Consider the following 15001-nt stretch of genomic DNA (forward strand, 5'->3'; position numbering starts at 1 on the left):
GAGAATTGAGAAAACTGTGAGTACGGCATCCCGCCTTCCGAAAACTGTTCAGCGGTTCACCTCCAAGCTGCCAACGGAGGTCAACCGCACCATCCGCCGACTCGCAGTGCTCTCGCTCATTGGGCAGACGGTCCTCGTGGTCACTGGCGGCGCGGTCCGCCTAACCGCCTCCGGACTTGGGTGCCCGACTTGGCCGCGTTGCACCAGCGACTCATTGGTGAATACGCCCGAGATGGGTATCCACGGCTTCATCGAGTTCGGCAACAGAATGCTGACTTTCGCCTTGGCCGCGGTTGCCGCGCTCATGCTGGTGTACTTGTGGAACCTGCGCAGGGAACGCCGCGATCTCTTCCTTCTGGCACTTGGCCTCTTGGCGAGCATCCCCGCCCAGGCTGTCATCGGCGGCGTAACAGTTCTCTCCGGCCTGAACCCCTGGGTCGTCGGGCTTCACTTCCTGGTGTCAATGGCCCTCGTGGTCTTCGCCACCTTGCTCGTCAACCGTGCTTACGGACGCACTGGACGCTTCATGGACCGGTCCCTGCCCGCGCTTCCCGCGATTGTCCGGCCCGTCATGATGGCCGTTGCTGTATTCTCCGCCATCGCGGTCATGCTGGGCGTGGTTGTGACCGGCGCAGGTCCGCACGCCGGCGACGCCGATGCTCCCCGAAACGACCTCGATTGGGACCTCTTTTCACACATTCACGCCGTGCCGGCCTACCTCATCACCGCGGGAACATTGTTTGCCGTCTACTTGGTGATCCGCCACAAGATAGGTGGACCGTTCCGCACCGCTGCATGGTTGCTGCTGGGTGTCACAGTGCTCCAGGCCATCATCGGGTTCACGCAGTACTACAACGGAATTCCCGCACTTCTCGTGGGTGCGCACATGCTTGGAGCAGCCCTGCTGATGAGCGCATCCACCAACGCGGCCGACACCGCTAAATACAGCCCGGCCAAGTAGCAACCCCCACTACGCTCTCTCAGATCCTGCAGCCCTGGCCCGGTTGCTCTCTCAGATCCTGCAGCCCTAGCCCGGTTGCTCTCTCAGATCCTGCAGCCCTGGCCCGGTTGCTCTCTCGGATCCTGCGGACGTCGAACGTCCATTGGGAGCATCCGCTTCGGATCGGTGGGATGTGAGAGAACAACCGGCCAAATGGGGCTGGAAGTGAGAGAGCATCGCTGGTGGGAGACGAAAGGCACGACGCCGGCACTCGGGGGTGAGTGCCGGCGTCGTGCCTTTTGGTTGGGCAACTTGCGTTGCGGCCTAGCCGCCGATGATCGGTGATCCGATGAACGGGTCCACGGCCAACGCGATGAACAGTAGCGTCAGGTAGCTGATGGAGCCGTGGAAGACCTTCATGGCGCCCTTGTTGGAGACGTCGCCACCTTGTGCGCGCTTGTAGAGTGCGTGGCTCTCATAGAGGAACCATGCACCGGCAGCGACGGCGGCGATTGAGTAGACCCAGCCGGCACCGCCCACGGGAATCATCAGGAGCGAGCAGGCAACCATGGCCCAGGCGTACAGGACCACCTGGACAGAGACGACCTTTGCCCCGGCAATTGCGCCAAGCATGGGCACCTTGGCGTTGCGGTAATCCTCGCCGTAGCGCATGGACAGCGGCCAGTAGTGCGGGGGTGTCCACAGGAAAATGACCATGAAGAGAACGACGGCGGGCCACTCGACAGTATTGGTGACCGCGGCCCAGGCGATGAGCACTGGGAAGCAGCCGGCGGCGCCGCCCCAGACGATGTTCTGTGCGGTGCGGCGCTTGAGGATCATGGTGTAGATGACCACGTAGAAGACGATTGCACCCAACCCCAGCCACGCGGACAGCGGATTCGCCCCGAACCAGAGGATCGCGATCGAAGCCGCGCCGAGGATCCAGGCGAACACAATGGCTTCGCGCGGGGTGACTTCCCCGGTAACAAGGGGACGCTTTTCGGTGCGGTGCATCAATTTGTCGATGTCGCGGTCGATGTAGCAATTGAACACGCCGGCGCTGCCTGCGGCGAAAGCACCACCCACGAGTGTTGCCAGAATCAGCCCGATGGACGGGAAGCCCCGCTGGGCAAAAATCATGGTGGGGAGGGTACTAACCAGGAGCAGTTCGATCACACGGGGCTTGGTCAGAGCCAGATACGCCTTGAACTTACGGGAGATTCCGATGTTTCCCCGGGCCGGGGACGCGTTGAGGGGCGTATCAGTTGTGCTCACGGCGGCAGTCACTCTGTTCTATGCTCTGGGGTTCTCGCAGCGGCAGCCGTCCGGGTTTCTGACATGGAACCGCGGGCGCATGAACCGCTGGTGGCCTCCAAATATCATACCGTGGCTGGAAGTACGCCCATGTCCGCAAAATACGCCAATGTTTCGGAAAGATCACTTCCGCGCGGCGCCATCGTGATTCATATAAGGGAAATTCTGTCCAGTTAGTGGGATTCCCTGAGTCTCACGACACGTTTGGGGCTAAGCTGTTGAGCAGATCAGCACACGTTGACAATCCGGGAAACCGTATTCTCGGAAATCCGTGCGTCTGGATGAAGGATCAACGTTTCAATGGTGAACGGCTGGTAGACACATTGCAGCGGGCGCCATCCTGTGCTTCCTGCGCGCCGTGTCCTTCCGCCTGCCGTCAGCACAGAGAGGGGCTCGGTTTTCGTGCCACATTTGGAAGAGCAAGAACTGTCATGGACCGATCTGGACCAGAAGGCTGTTGACACCGTCCGCGTGTTGGCCGCCGACGCCGTGGAGAAGGTTGGAAATGGCCACCCCGGCACGGCAATGAGCTTGGCACCGGCAGCGTACCTGCTGTTCCAGAAGCTGATGCGCCATGACCCGAAGAACCCTGACTGGATTGGCCGTGACCGGTTTGTCCTGTCCCCGGGACACACCTCATTGACCCTCTACATTCAGCTGTTCCTCTCCGGATACGGCCTGGAACTGAAGGATCTTGAGGCTCTGCGTACCTGGGGTTCGCTGACTCCGGGCCACCCCGAGTACAAGCACACCGCCGGCGTGGAAATCACCACCGGCCCGCTGGGCCAGGGTCTTGCGTCGGCTGTCGGTTTCGCTTACTCCCAGCGTCGCCAGCGCGGCCTGTTCGACGCCGATGCTCCCGCCGGCGAGTCGCCGTTCGACCACACGATCTGGGTTATCGCTTCCGACGGCGACCTGCAGGAAGGCGTGACGTCCGAGGCGTCCTCGTTGGCAGGCCACCAGGAACTGGGCAACCTCGTGGTGATCTACGACGAGAACCACATCTCCATCGAGGACGACACCGACATCGCTTTCACCGAGGATGTCCTGAAGCGCTACGAGGCTTACGGCTGGCACACCCAGCGCGTTGACTGGACCAAGACCGGCGACTACGTCGAAGACGTCCAGGAGCTCTACTCCGCACTCCTCGCAGCGAAGGCAGAGACGAACAAGCCGTCGATCATTTCGCTGCGCACCATCATTGGCTACCCGGCCCCGAAGAAGCAGAACACCGGCAAGATCCACGGTTCTGCCCTGGGTGCCGAGGAAGTTGCCGCACTGAAGACCGTGCTCGGTTTCGACCCGGCCAAGTCCTTCGACGTTGACGAAGAGGTCCTGGCGCACGCCCGCAAGGTCCTTGACCGCGGCGCCGAGTCCCGCGCCGCATGGCAGAGCTCGTTCGAGGCCTGGCAGTCCGCCAACCCGGACGCCGCTGCCCTGCTTGAGCGTGTCGAAGCCAAGAAGCTTCCCGTCGGCATCGACGCCGCTCTCCCCGTATTCGAAGCCGGCAAGGACGTTTCCACCCGTGCGGCCTCGGGCAAGGTCCTCAACGCCATCGGACCCGTCCTGCCGGAGCTCTGGGGCGGTTCCGCCGACCTCGCCGAGTCCAACAACACCACCATCGAAGGCTCGCCCTCGTTCATTCCGGCCTCGCGTTCCACCGAAGCCTGGAAGGGCAACCCCTACGGCCGCGTTCTGCACTTCGGTATCCGCGAGCACGCAGCCGCCTCGATCGTGAACGGCATCTCCCTGCACGGCCGCACCCGTGCTTTCTCGGGCACGTTCCTGATCTTCTCCGACTACCAGCGCCCGGCCATCCGCCTGGGTGCCCTGATGGGCGTTCCGTCCCTGTACGTGTGGACGCACGACTCCATCGGCCTCGGCGAAGACGGACCCACGCACCAGCCGGTGGAACAGCTCGCATCCCTGCGCGCCATCCCCGGCTTGGACGTGGTCCGCCCCGGCGACGCCAACGAGGTCTCCGCGGCATGGAAGGCCATGTTGGAGAACCACGAGAACCCTGCCGGCATTGTGCTGACCCGACAGAACATCCCCACCTACGCCCGCGGCGAAGGCACTGCAGCGGGCGACACCTTTGGTTCCACCGCTGGTGTGGCCAAGGGCGGTTACGTCCTGGCCGAGGCTTCCAAGGACGGCGAAACCGTTGACGCCCAGGTCATCCTGATCGGCACCGGCTCCGAGGTCCAGCTCGCTGTTGCAGCCCGCGAAGCACTCCAGGCTGAAGGCATCGCCACCCGCGTTGTTTCCATGCCGTGCGTGGAATGGTTCAACAAACAGGACGAGGCCTACCGCGAGTCCGTGCTCCCCACGGATGTGAAGGCACGCGTTTCCGTCGAAGCCGGCCTTGCACTGGGCTGGAAGGAATTCGTCGGTGACGCCGGCCGTTCGGTCTCCCTTGAGCACTTCGGTGCCTCGGCAGACTACAAGCGGTTGTTCCAGGAATTCGGCATCACGGCCGAAGCCGTTGCCGCCGCCGCAAAAGACTCCCTCGCAGGCCTGAGCGCCTGATACCTCTATCAAGGAGAAAACAATGACCAGCACCCCCACGCAGCAGCTCTCCGACGCCGGCGTTTCCATCTGGCTCGATGACCTTTCCCGCAACCGCCTGGAGACGGGCACGCTGCAGAAGCTCATCGACGAAAAGAACGTCGTCGGTGTGACCACCAACCCGTCCATCTTCCACGCCGCCATCACCACCGGCACGGACTATGACGCCACGATCGCCGCCCAGGCCGCAGCCGGTGCCAGCGTCGAAGAGACCATCTTCGAGATCACCACCACCGATGTCGCCGATGCCTGCGATCTTTTCGCACCGATCGCTGCGGCCACCAACGGTGTGGACGGCCGCGTGTCCATCGAGGTGGATCCCCGCCTTGCTTGGGACACCGAGGCCACCATTGCTGAGGCCAAGCACCTTTACGGCAAGGTCAACAAGGACAACGTCCACATCAAGATCCCGGCAACCCTGGAAGGCCTGGAGGCCATCACGGCAACCCTGGCCGAGGGCATCAGCGTCAACGTGACCCTGATCTTCTCCCTGGAGCGGTACCGCGCCGTCATCAACGCCTTCCAGTCCGGCCTGGAGCAGGCCAAGGACAACGGCCACGACCTCTCCAAGATCCACTCCGTGGCTTCGTTCTTCGTCTCCCGCGTGGACTCCGAGATCGACAAGCGCCTGAACGCCATCGGCACCGATGAAGCCAAGGCGCTCAAGGGCAAGGCTGGCGTCGCTAATGCACGCCTGGCCTACCAGGTCTACGAAGAGCTGTTCTCCACCGAGCGCTGGGCCGTGCTGTCCGAAGCCGGCGCCCTCCCCCAGCGTCCGCTGTGGGCGTCCACTGGCGTCAAGGACCCGGCCTACCCTGACACCCTGTACGTGACGGAACTCGTCGCTGCCGGCGTGGTCAACACCATGCCGGAGAAGACGCTTGACGCTACGTTTGACCACGGCGTGGTCACCGGCGACACCATCACCGGCACGTACGAAGACGCCAACGAGACCCTCAACGCCCTGGAGGCACTCGGTGTTTCCTACAATGACGTCGTAGCGCTGCTCGAGTCCGAAGGCCTCGAGAAGTTCGTGGCCAGCTGGAAGGAACTCCTGGCCGACGTCGAAGGCGCCCTCGCCACCGCACGGAAGGCTTCCTAACCCACAATGAGCACAATCAGCTACGACGCCAGCGGTGCCGCGCAGCAGGCCATCGCCCAGAACATCTCCAGCCTTGTAGACGACCACGTCGCCACGAGGATTTTCGCCAAGGACCACACACTGTGGGGTCCTGAAGCGGAGTCCGAATCGGCCATCCGTCTGGGCTGGGTTGAGGCTGCCGCCGTATCGCAACCTTTGGTGGACGGCATTCTCGAACTTCGTGATGCTCTCCGCGCCGAGGGCGTCTCCCGCATTGTCCTTTGTGGCATGGGTGGCTCCTCTTTGGCTCCCGAGGTCATCGCCGGCACCGCCGGCGTCGAGCTGACTGTGCTGGACAGCACAGACCCTGAGCAGGTAAGCGCTGCTTTGACGGACCGGCTGGCCGAGACCGCAATTGTCGTCTCCTCCAAATCGGGTTCGACGGTTGAGACAGATTCCCAGCGCAGGGTGTTCGAGAAAGCGTTCAACGACGCCGGCATCGACGCCAAGAGCCGCATCATCATCGTCACCGACCCGGGATCGCCGCTGGACAAGGCTTCCCGCGAAGCAGGCTACCGCGCCGTCTTCAACGCCGATCCCAACGTCGGGGGCCGGTTCTCTGCCCTCACCGCGTTCGGTCTGGTCCCTTGCGGCCTGGCCGGCGTCGACATCCAGGCTTTCCTGGACGAGGCAGAGGAGGCCGCCGAGATCCTTAATGAGGATTCCGAAGACAACATTGGCTTGGCTTTGGGCATTGCCCTCGGCGGTACCAACCCGCTGCGCAACAAGATCGTTATTGCCGAGGATGGTTCCGGCATCGTCGGCTTCGCCGATTGGGCCGAGCAGCTCATCGCTGAATCCACGGGCAAGCTCGGCACAGGTGTGTTGCCTGTTGTAGCAGGACCGGATTCCCCCGAGGCCCTCAACGGGGCCGAGGATGTCCTGGTGGTTCGGCTGGTAAGTGCGGACGCCGACGTCGAACTTCGCGAAAACGAAGTTGCCATCGCAGGTGGCCTTGCTTCCCAGATGTTCCTCTGGGAATTCGCGACCGCTGTAGCAGGACGCCTCCTGGGCATTAACCCGTTTGACCAGCCCGACGTCGAGGCTGCCAAGGTGGCCGCGCGCGGACTGCTGGATGCCCGCCCTGAACCCACGCCAGCGGCCTTCACCGACGGCGCTGTGGAAGTTCGAGGCGGCGACTGGCTGGGCAATGCCAGCACTGCATCCGAAGCCGTGCAGGCCCTTCTGGCCCAGCTCGGCACGGATGGCTACCTCAGTGTCCAGGCCTACCTCGACCGCATCTCCCACGCACCTCTTGAAGGCATCCGCGACGAACTCGCCGCAGTCTCCGGCCGTCCGGTAACTTTCGGATGGGGCCCGCGCTTCCTGCATTCCACAGGCCAGTTCCACAAGGGCGGTCCGGCTATCGGAGTGTTCCTTCAGATCACGGCAGCATCCTCCTTGGATCTCGAGATCCCTGACCGCCCCTTCACCTTCGGGGAGCTCATTGCTGCACAGGCCTCGGGCGATGCCCAGGTCCTGGAAGGCCATGGGCGTCCCGTGTTGCGCCTGCACCTCACCGAGCGTGCTGCCGGCGTGGCCCAGCTCCAGGAAGTCGTCGCTGCACTGGCCGGCCAGGCCAGCGCACTCGAAAGCTAAGGCACAAAACCAAACATGCCAGAAACTGAAAACGGCAGGAAGATCGCCGGCCTGCGGAATCCCTTGCGGGATCCGCGGGACCGGCGCCTGAACCGCATCGCCGGGCCGTCATCGTTGGTGTTCTTCGGAGTCACCGGCGACCTCGCCCGTAAGAAACTCATGCCCGCGGTCTATGACCTGGCGAACCGTGGCCTGCTGCCGCCGAGCTTCGCCCTGGTGGGCTTCGGCCGGCGTGAGTGGGACGACGCCGACTTCGCAGCCGAGGTCAAAGAGAACGTCAAGGCCAACGCCCGGACCAATTTCGATGAAGCTGTGTGGGAACAGCTGGCTTCCGGAATCCGGTTCGTGCAGGGCGACTTCGACGACGACGACGCCTTCGAGCGTCTCGGCGACGTCCTTGACGAACTGGACGAGACCCGGGGCACGCGCGGCAACCACGGTTTCTACCTCTCCATCCCGCCCAAAGCGTTCGAGCAGGTCTGTCGCCAGCTGTCCAAGCACGGTCTGGCGCAGGCGAAGCCGGGGCAGTGGCGCCGGGTGGTCATCGAGAAACCGTTCGGCCACGACCTCGAGTCTGCCCGTCAGCTCAACGACATCGTGGAGTCCGTGTTCCCGCAGGATGCGGTATTCAGGATCGACCATTACCTGGGCAAGGAGACTGTGCAGAACATCCTGGCGCTGCGCTTCGCAAACCAGTTGTTCGAGCCTCTCTGGAACGCCAACTACGTTGACCACGTCCAGATCACCATGGCCGAGGACATCGGCACCGGTGGCCGTGCAGGTTACTACGACGGCGTCGGTGCGGCCCGCGACGTGATTCAGAACCACCTGCTGCAGCTCCTTGCGTTGACGGCAATGGAAGAGCCTATTTCCTTCAACGCCGATGACCTGCGCGCCGAGAAGGAAAAGGTCCTCGCGGCCGTCAAGCTGCCCGATGACTTGTCCACGCATTCCGCCCGGGGGCAATTCACCGGCGGCTGGCAGGGCGGCGAGGAAGTGCTGGGTTACCTGGATGAGGACGGCATCCCGGCCGATTCAAAGACTGAAACTTATGCCGCGATCCGCGTGGACATCAACACCCGCCGCTGGAACGGTGTTCCGTTCTACCTGCGGGCCGGCAAGCGTCTGGGCCGCCGCGTGACCGAAATCGCGGTTGTGTTCAAGCGTGCACCCAACCTGTTGTTCCGGGACCACAACGATGATGACTTCGGCCAGAACGCCGTGGTGATCCGCGTACAGCCCGATGAAGGCGCCACCATCCGCTTTGGGTCCAAGGTCCCGGGCACGCAAATGGAAGTCCGCGACGTCACGATGGACTTTGGCTATGGCCACTCGTTCACCGAGTCCAGCCCCGAAGCCTACGAACGCCTCATCCTGGACGTACTCCTGGGTGAACCGCCGCTCTTCCCGCGCCACCAGGAAGTCGAGCTGTCCTGGAAGATCCTTGACCCGTTCGAAGAGTACTGGGCGGGCCTGGAAGAACAACCGCAACCCTACGCACCCGGTAGCTGGGGGCCGGCTTCGGCCGATGAACTCCTTGCCCGCGATGGACGAACCTGGAGAAGGCCATGATCGTAGATCTTCCTGACACAACCACCTCCAAGATCTCCAAGAAGATCATGGCCTTGCGTGAACAGGGTGGCGTGATCGCGTTGGGCCGAGTGCTTACTTTGGTGGTTGTCACCAAGTCCGGCCAGGAAGAAGACGCCATCGAGGCAGCCAACGAGGCCAGCCGCGAACACCCCTGCCGCATTATCGTGCTTGCCGACGCCGGGGCAGAGGCTCCGGACCGCCTGGACGCGCAGATCCGCGTCGGCGGCGATGCCGGTGCATCCGAAGTCATCGTGCTGCGTGGCTTCGGCCATATGGCCCACGAAAGCGAGTCCCTCGTGTCAGGGCTCCTGCTCCCGGACGCTCCGATCGTGGCTTGGTGGCCGCACGGAGCACCCGAAAGCGCATGCGAGACGTCCATTGGCCGCATCGCCCACCGCCGCATCACCGACTCCGCGAACGAGCCCGATCCCGCCCAGGCACTGGAGAACATTCGCCAGACCTACAAAGCGGGCGACACCGACCTCGCTTGGACCCGATTGACGAACTGGCGCATGCAGCTTGCCGCTGTGTTCGACCAAGTTGATGGTGACCCCGTCTCCGCCGTCGCTGTTGAAGGTGCCTCGGACTCTCCCAGTACACTGCTCCTTGCAGCATGGCTGAGCTTGGCCCTCCAGGCGCCCGTGACGATCGTTGCAGACCCTGCCGGCACTGGCATCCGGCGCGTCCGCCTGACCCGCGCCAGCGGCGACGTCCAGCTCTTCCGCCCCGGTCTGTCCGTGGCTGAACTGACGCAGCCGGGGCAGCCCGCACAGCGCATCACGCTCCCCCGGCGCAGCCTCAAGGACTGCCTCGCCGAGGAACTCCGCCGGCTCGACCCCGACGAAGTCTTCGGAGAAGTGATTACGATGGGACTGCCATTAACCAGTCAGAGGAGAGTCCAGACCAGTGCACGCTGAGCCCAGAGTAAGCATCCACCCCGATTCCAAGGTGCTCATGGCAGCCATTGCGGCCCGCCTTATCACCAAGCTTGTGGATGTCCAGGACAAGCACGGCGAGGCCACGGTAGTCCTGACAGGAGGAACTGTCGGGATTGGAACCCTGAAGGCGGTGGCAGACTCTGCGGCGGCACCAGCTGTCGACTGGTCGAAGGTGAACTTCTGGTGGGGTGATGAGCGCTTTGTTGCGGCAGACAGTGACGACCGCAATACCCGACAGGCGTACCAGGCCCTGCTAGCACACCTTCCAGTTGACCCTGCCCGGGTCCACGAGCCGGGTTCGGCAGACCAGTTCGCCACCGCGGAGGAAGCCGCTGCAGCCTACGCTGAAGAGCTCAAGGCAGCAGCAGAGGCAGAGCATGCCGCTGACATGTCAGATGACCGGCCGGAGAACCCTGGAGTGTTGCCTCGCTTCGACGTACTCCTACTCGGTGTAGGTCCCGACGCCCATGTAGCTTCCCTCTTCCCGGAGCAGGCAGCCATCAGGGAGAAGAACCGCACAGTGGTCGGCGTCGAAAACTCACCCAAGCCACCGCCGTCGCGCGTTTCCTTGACCCTGCCCGCCATCAATACGGCGCAGGAGATCTGGATGGTGGTAGCGGGTGAAGACAAGGCCGGCGCCGTGGGCCTTGCCTTGGCAGGTGCCAACCCCGTTCAGGTCCCCGCAGCCGGACCTGTTGGGCGCTCCAGGACTCTTTGGCTCATCGACGAAAACGCTGCGTCACGTGTCCCCCAGCAGTTGGTCCGGAAGGACCCCGCGGGCGCGTAACCGCTCCAACGCTCCAGCCAGGACAATTTCTGCGTCTTGGCTGGAGCGTCGTTCTTTAACGTAATCCAGGTGGGACTTGAAGAGCTCGTCTTCCGGCCGGGTTTCCGGAACCTGGCCTGGATCTCTCGACGCGGGGAGGCCGCACTTGGGACAGTCCCAATTCCTGGGTATTTGTTCGTCCGGCAGTTTAAGAAAAACAAGCCGCGTCTCGTGTCCCTTGGCGCACCAATAGGGGACACGAATACGCGGCAGTTGTTCTCCATCGCCGTGGTCGCTTTGATTTCTCGGAGCAGATCCCAGTGCTACACCAACGCGGGTGCCCCGGTAACCAGGCGTGCCATGAACCATTTTCGAACCCCTAGCGACTCGGTGGTTGGCCGTCACGGCCCGTAGGCCTTACGGCCGACAGGCCCAGTCTAATGCGAGGGGTACGACGGCGGCACTAGTGTTTGGTGCCGATTGATTCAGAAGTGTTGGGGAGGCTCCAAAGCGAAGGAGCCTCCCTCGCGAATGCCTAGGAATCGCCACCCGAAGTGAAGCGCATGATCAGGCCCAGGCCGATGATGACAACTCCCCACGTGACGCCAAGAATGATGGTGAAGCGGTTCAGGTTCCGCTCAGCGACGCCGGACGAGCTCAATCCGGAACTCATTCCTCCACCGAACATGTCGGACAAACCGCCTCCACGTCCCTTGTGGAGAAGAATGAGCAGCGTCAGCAGAAGGCTGGTAACGCCCAGCAGGATCTGCAGAATGACATGAAGAACGTCCACGACGGCCTTTCGAAGAAGCGGAAATCGGGAGCCGGACTAGTCCGTGACGAGGTGGCTCTCGAACCTGACAATGTTAGCAAACTCGGCGGGGTCCAGGCTGGCGCCACCCACAAGCAGGCCATCAACATCGTTTTCCGCCATGATCGCGGCAGCGTTGTTTGCCTTGACGGAACCTCCATACAGAAGGCGCGTCTTTTCAGCGACGCCTTCGTCGAAGAGCTTTGCAAGTTCGGCGCGGATGGCGGCACACATTTCCTGCGCATCTTCCGGACCTGCAACTTCACCGGTTCCGATAGCCCACACGGGCTCATAGGCGACCACGAGCTCAGCGGCCTGCTCCGGCGTGAGACCTTCGACGCCGGCCCGCAACTGGGCCAGCGTGTGCTCCACGTGCGTTCCCGCTTGACGGATCTCGAGGCCTTCACCGACACAGAGGACCGGTGTGACACCGTGACGGAACGCGGCTTTGACCTTGGCGTTCAGGACGTCATCGGATTCGTTGTGGATGGTGCGGCGTTCGCTGTGCCCCACCAGGACGTAGGCGCAGCCCAATTTGCTGAGGAACTGACCGGAGATGTCGCCGGTAAATGCTCCGGAGTCAAACTGGGACAGGTCCTGGCCGCCATAAACGACGTCAAGTTCGTCGCCCTGGACAAGCGTCTGTACGCCGCGGAGATCAGTGAAAGGCGGGAAGACGGCAACCTCGACACGGTTGTAATCATGCTTAGCGTCCGAGAGGGTCCAGGCAAGCTTCTGTAGCAGGGTGATGCCCTGGACGTGGTCCATGTTCATCTTCCAGTTGCCTGCGATGAAGGGCTTTCGGACAAAGTTGCCGTTGGCAGAGGTAGTCACATGAACTCCAAGAATGCGTTGATATATGGAACAGCCGGCAGGACGCGTGGGCGTCCTGCCGGCTGGATTGCTGTTTAGCGGTCCAGGACGCTGAGGCCGGGAAGTTCCTTGCCTTCGAGGTATTCCAGGCTGGCGCCGCCACCGGTGGAGATGTGGCCAAACTGGGAATCTTCGAAGCCTAGGGTCCGTACTGCTGCGGCTGAGTCGCCGCCACCCACCACGGTGAAGGCTACGGTGTCAGTCAGGGCTTGGGCGATGGCTCGGGTGCCGCTGGAGAACGCCTCGAATTCAAAGACGCCCATGGGGCCGTTCCAGAAGACAGTCTTGGCTCCTTCGATCTGCGCTGCAAAAGCGGACGCGGATTCAGGGCCAATGTCCAGGCCAATGCCGGAGGCACCAAAGGAGCTCTCCTCAATGGCATCCGCACGGACAACTTCGTGTTCGGCATCCGCTGCGAAACGGCTGGCCACGACGACGTCCGTGGGGATCACGAACGAAGTTCCGGCGTCGGCCGCGCGCTTGAGGTAGTCCTGCACCACAGGAATCTGGTCCTCTTCCAGAAGGCTCCCAGCTACCTTGTGGCCTTCTGCTGCCAGGAAGGTGAACAGCATGCCGCCACCAACCAGGATGGTGTCCGCCTTGCCAAGCAGGTTGTCGATGACTGCCAGCTTGTCGGAGACTTTGGACCCGCCCAGGACAACGACGTAAGGCCGCTGGGTGTCGGCGGTAAGCTTCCGCAGGACTTCCACTTCGGTGTGCACCAGATCGCCGAGGTAGGACGGCAGGCGCGTTGCGACGTCGTAGACGCTGGCGTGCTTGCGGTGGACTGCGCCGAAGGCGTCGTCCACGAAGGCGCCGTTGTCACCAGTCAAGGCAACCAGCTCGTCAGCGAAAGCGCCACGCTCGGCGTCGTCCTTGCTGGTCTCGCGGGGGTCGAATCGCACGTTTTCGAGAACGAGTACGTCGCCATCCTGCAGTGCAGCTGCCAGCTCCTTGGCGGAGTCGCCAACGGTATCAGCAGCCAATTGGACGTTAAAGTCCGCGAGTTCGCCGAGGCGGGCTGCAGCGGGCTTCAGCGAGTACTTTTCCTCCGGAGCGCCCTTGGGGCGGCCGAGGTGGGCGGTTACGAGCACACGGGCACCGGCGTCCGAGAGCTTCTTAAGGACCGGGAGGGAGGCCTTGATGCGGCCGTCGTCGGTCACTGTAGAGCCGTCGAGCGGCACATTAAGGTCACTTCTGACCAGAATGTACCGCCCGCGGACACCTTCAGCGATGAGTTCGTTGAGGGTGTGAGATGTCATGTGTCTACCCTAGCCCAGCTTGGATGCGACGAGCTCCGTAAGGTCCACGAGGCGGTTGGAGTAGCCCCACTCGTTGTCATACCAGGAAACAACCTTGACCTGGTTGCCGATGACCTTGGTCAGGCCGGAGTCGAAGATCGAGGAAGCGGGGTCGCCCACGATGTCCGAGGAGACGATGGGTGCATCCGTGTAGCTCAGGATGCCGGCGAACTGATCGGACTCAGCGGCAGCCTTGACAGCGGCGTTGACTTCCTCGACCGTAACTTCGCGGGAAACAGTGACCGTGAGGTCAGTGGCCGAACCGGTGGGGACGGGAACGCGGATCGCGTAGCCATCCAGCTTGCCCTTGAGCTCCGGCAGGACCAGGCCGATGGCCTTGGCGGCACCGGTGGAGGTAGGAACCATGTTGATGGCAGCAGCGCGGGCACGGCGGAGATCGCTGTGGGGGCCGTCCTGCAGGTTCTGGTCTGCCGTGTAGGCGTGAACCGTGGTCATGAGTCCACGCTCGATGCCGAAGGCGTCGTTGACTACCTTTGCCAGGGGGCCAAGGCAGTTGGTGGTGCAGGATGCGTTGGAGATGATGTGGTGCGCCGCGGGGTCGTAGAGCTCGTGGTTGACACCCATGACGATGGTGATGTCCTCGTCGCTTGCAGGTGCCGAGATCAGGACCTTCTTGGCGCCGGCGTCGATGTGCTTCTGCGCAGCTGCCGCCTTGGTGAAGAAACCGGTGGATTCGATAACGATGTCGACACCGAGCTCGGCCCAGGGAAGGTTTGCGGGATCGCGTTCAGCAAGCACGGTGATGGACTCGCCGTTGACAACCAGGTTGCCTTCTTTGACCTCCACGGACTGGGTCAGACGGCCACCGACGGAGTCGTACTTCAGGAGGTGGGCGAGGGTCTCGGGGCTGGTGAGGTCGTTGACTGCGACGATCTCAAGGTCTGCGCCCTGGGCCAGTGCTGCGCGGAAGTAGTTGCGGCCGATGCGGCCGAAGCCGTTGATACCAATACGGGTGGTCACTGTGTGTCAATCTCCTTGGTGCTCTTGCAAGCACGCCTAGTGAGTCGGATCAATATTTCCAACTAACAGACCCCGCACGTCATTGGGCAGAGGTGATTATCAGATCGGAGGGCGACCAGCCACGTTGCTGAAGGCTAACCGCCTTCCGTGACCCATCTTACGTTTAACTAAGCCTG

At 62.7% G+C, this 15001-nt stretch carries 13 protein-coding genes; 7 read left to right on the top strand and 6 right to left on the bottom strand.

Annotation, left to right across the window (positions count from 1 at the left end):
- Window positions 1–16 precede the first annotated feature (16 nt).
- Window positions 17–961, top strand: a complete 945-nt coding sequence (locus tag ACZ5G6_RS13195) for a COX15/CtaA family protein (protein ID WP_223932868.1) — start codon at window positions 17–19, stop codon at window positions 959–961.
- A 303-nt stretch (window positions 962–1264) separates the two neighbouring features.
- On the opposite strand, the gene ACZ5G6_RS13200 is transcribed toward ACZ5G6_RS13195, so the two are convergent.
- A complete protein-coding gene (locus ACZ5G6_RS13200; protein ID WP_223932869.1) occupies window positions 1265–2227 on the bottom strand; it encodes a heme o synthase in 963 nt (320 codons plus the stop codon).
- 429 nt (window positions 2228–2656) lie between these two features.
- Between ACZ5G6_RS13200 and tkt the strand changes: the two genes are divergently transcribed.
- Genes tkt through pgl form a run of 6 tightly spaced genes read left to right on the top strand, consistent with a single transcriptional unit; the run spans window position 2657 to window position 10880 of the window.
- Complete coding sequence (tkt, locus tag ACZ5G6_RS13205; protein ID WP_223932870.1) at window positions 2657–4783, top strand: transketolase; 2127 nt, start codon at window positions 2657–2659, stop codon at window positions 4781–4783.
- Between the two features lie 22 nt (window positions 4784–4805).
- The gene (gene tal, locus ACZ5G6_RS13210; RefSeq protein ID WP_223932871.1) at window positions 4806–5924 is read left to right on the top strand and encodes a transaldolase; all 1119 of its coding nucleotides are present in this window, start codon (window positions 4806–4808) and stop codon (window positions 5922–5924) included.
- 6 nt (window positions 5925–5930) lie between these two features.
- Entirely contained in the window at window positions 5931–7562 is a 1632-nt protein-coding gene (locus ACZ5G6_RS13215; protein WP_498685905.1) for a phosphoglucose isomerase-related protein, read from the top strand.
- Between the two features lie 15 nt (window positions 7563–7577).
- Entirely contained in the window at window positions 7578–9134 is a 1557-nt protein-coding gene (gene zwf, locus ACZ5G6_RS13220) for a glucose-6-phosphate dehydrogenase (protein WP_498685906.1), read from the top strand.
- Window positions 9131–10072 carry a glucose-6-phosphate dehydrogenase assembly protein OpcA gene (locus ACZ5G6_RS13225; protein WP_223932874.1) on the top strand — a complete coding sequence of 314 codons (942 nt, stop codon included), beginning with the start codon at window positions 9131–9133 and terminating at the stop codon, window positions 10070–10072. The genes zwf and ACZ5G6_RS13225 overlap by 4 nt, the downstream gene beginning before the upstream one ends.
- Window positions 10062–10880, top strand: coding sequence for a 6-phosphogluconolactonase (pgl, locus tag ACZ5G6_RS13230; protein ID WP_498685907.1), 819 nt, complete (start codon window positions 10062–10064; stop codon window positions 10878–10880). Before ACZ5G6_RS13225 ends, pgl begins: the two co-directional genes overlap by 11 nt.
- Here pgl and ACZ5G6_RS13235 read toward each other — a convergent pair.
- From ACZ5G6_RS13235 to gap, 5 genes are all read right to left on the bottom strand, one after another.
- Window positions 10833–11228, bottom strand: coding sequence for an RNA polymerase-binding protein RbpA (locus tag ACZ5G6_RS13235; protein ID WP_223932876.1), 396 nt, complete (start codon window positions 11226–11228; stop codon window positions 10833–10835). The genes pgl and ACZ5G6_RS13235 overlap by 48 nt on opposite strands.
- 166 nt (window positions 11229–11394) lie before the next feature.
- A complete protein-coding gene (gene secG / locus ACZ5G6_RS13240) occupies window positions 11395–11652 on the bottom strand; it encodes a preprotein translocase subunit SecG (protein ID WP_216925786.1) in 258 nt (85 codons plus the stop codon).
- Window positions 11653–11688: 36 nt separating this feature from the next.
- Window positions 11689–12504 (bottom strand): triose-phosphate isomerase, encoded by an 816-nt coding sequence (gene tpiA, locus ACZ5G6_RS13245; protein WP_223932877.1) that lies wholly within the window; start codon window positions 12502–12504, stop codon window positions 11689–11691.
- Window positions 12505–12578: 74 nt separating this feature from the next.
- Window positions 12579–13805 carry a phosphoglycerate kinase gene (locus ACZ5G6_RS13250; RefSeq protein WP_223932878.1) on the bottom strand — a complete coding sequence of 409 codons (1227 nt, stop codon included), beginning with the start codon at window positions 13803–13805 and terminating at the stop codon, window positions 12579–12581.
- Window positions 13806–13814: 9 nt separating this feature from the next.
- Entirely contained in the window at window positions 13815–14825 is a 1011-nt protein-coding gene (gene gap, locus ACZ5G6_RS13255) for a type I glyceraldehyde-3-phosphate dehydrogenase (RefSeq protein WP_223932879.1), read from the bottom strand.
- Window positions 14826–15001: the final 176 nt, after the last annotated feature.

Source organism: Arthrobacter sp. TmtSoilC51, from assembly GCF_055388015.1.

Excerpts from the sequence above, each read along its gene's own strand:
- ACZ5G6_RS13250 (WP_223932878.1), bottom strand. The coding sequence starts at position 13,805 with ATGACATCTCACACCCTCAACGAACTCATCGCTGAAGGTGTCCGCGGG.
- ACZ5G6_RS13215 (WP_498685905.1), top strand. The coding sequence starts at position 5,931 with ATGAGCACAATCAGCTACGACGCCAGCGGTGCCGCGCAGCAGGCCATC.
- ACZ5G6_RS13225 (WP_223932874.1), top strand. The coding sequence starts at position 9,131 with ATGATCGTAGATCTTCCTGACACAACCACCTCCAAGATCTCCAAGAAG.
- tal (WP_223932871.1), top strand. The coding sequence starts at position 4,806 with ATGACCAGCACCCCCACGCAGCAGCTCTCCGACGCCGGCGTTTCCATC.
- ACZ5G6_RS13235 (WP_223932876.1), bottom strand. The coding sequence starts at position 11,228 with ATGGTTCATGGCACGCCTGGTTACCGGGGCACCCGCGTTGGTGTAGCA.
- zwf (WP_498685906.1), top strand. The coding sequence starts at position 7,578 with ATGCCAGAAACTGAAAACGGCAGGAAGATCGCCGGCCTGCGGAATCCC.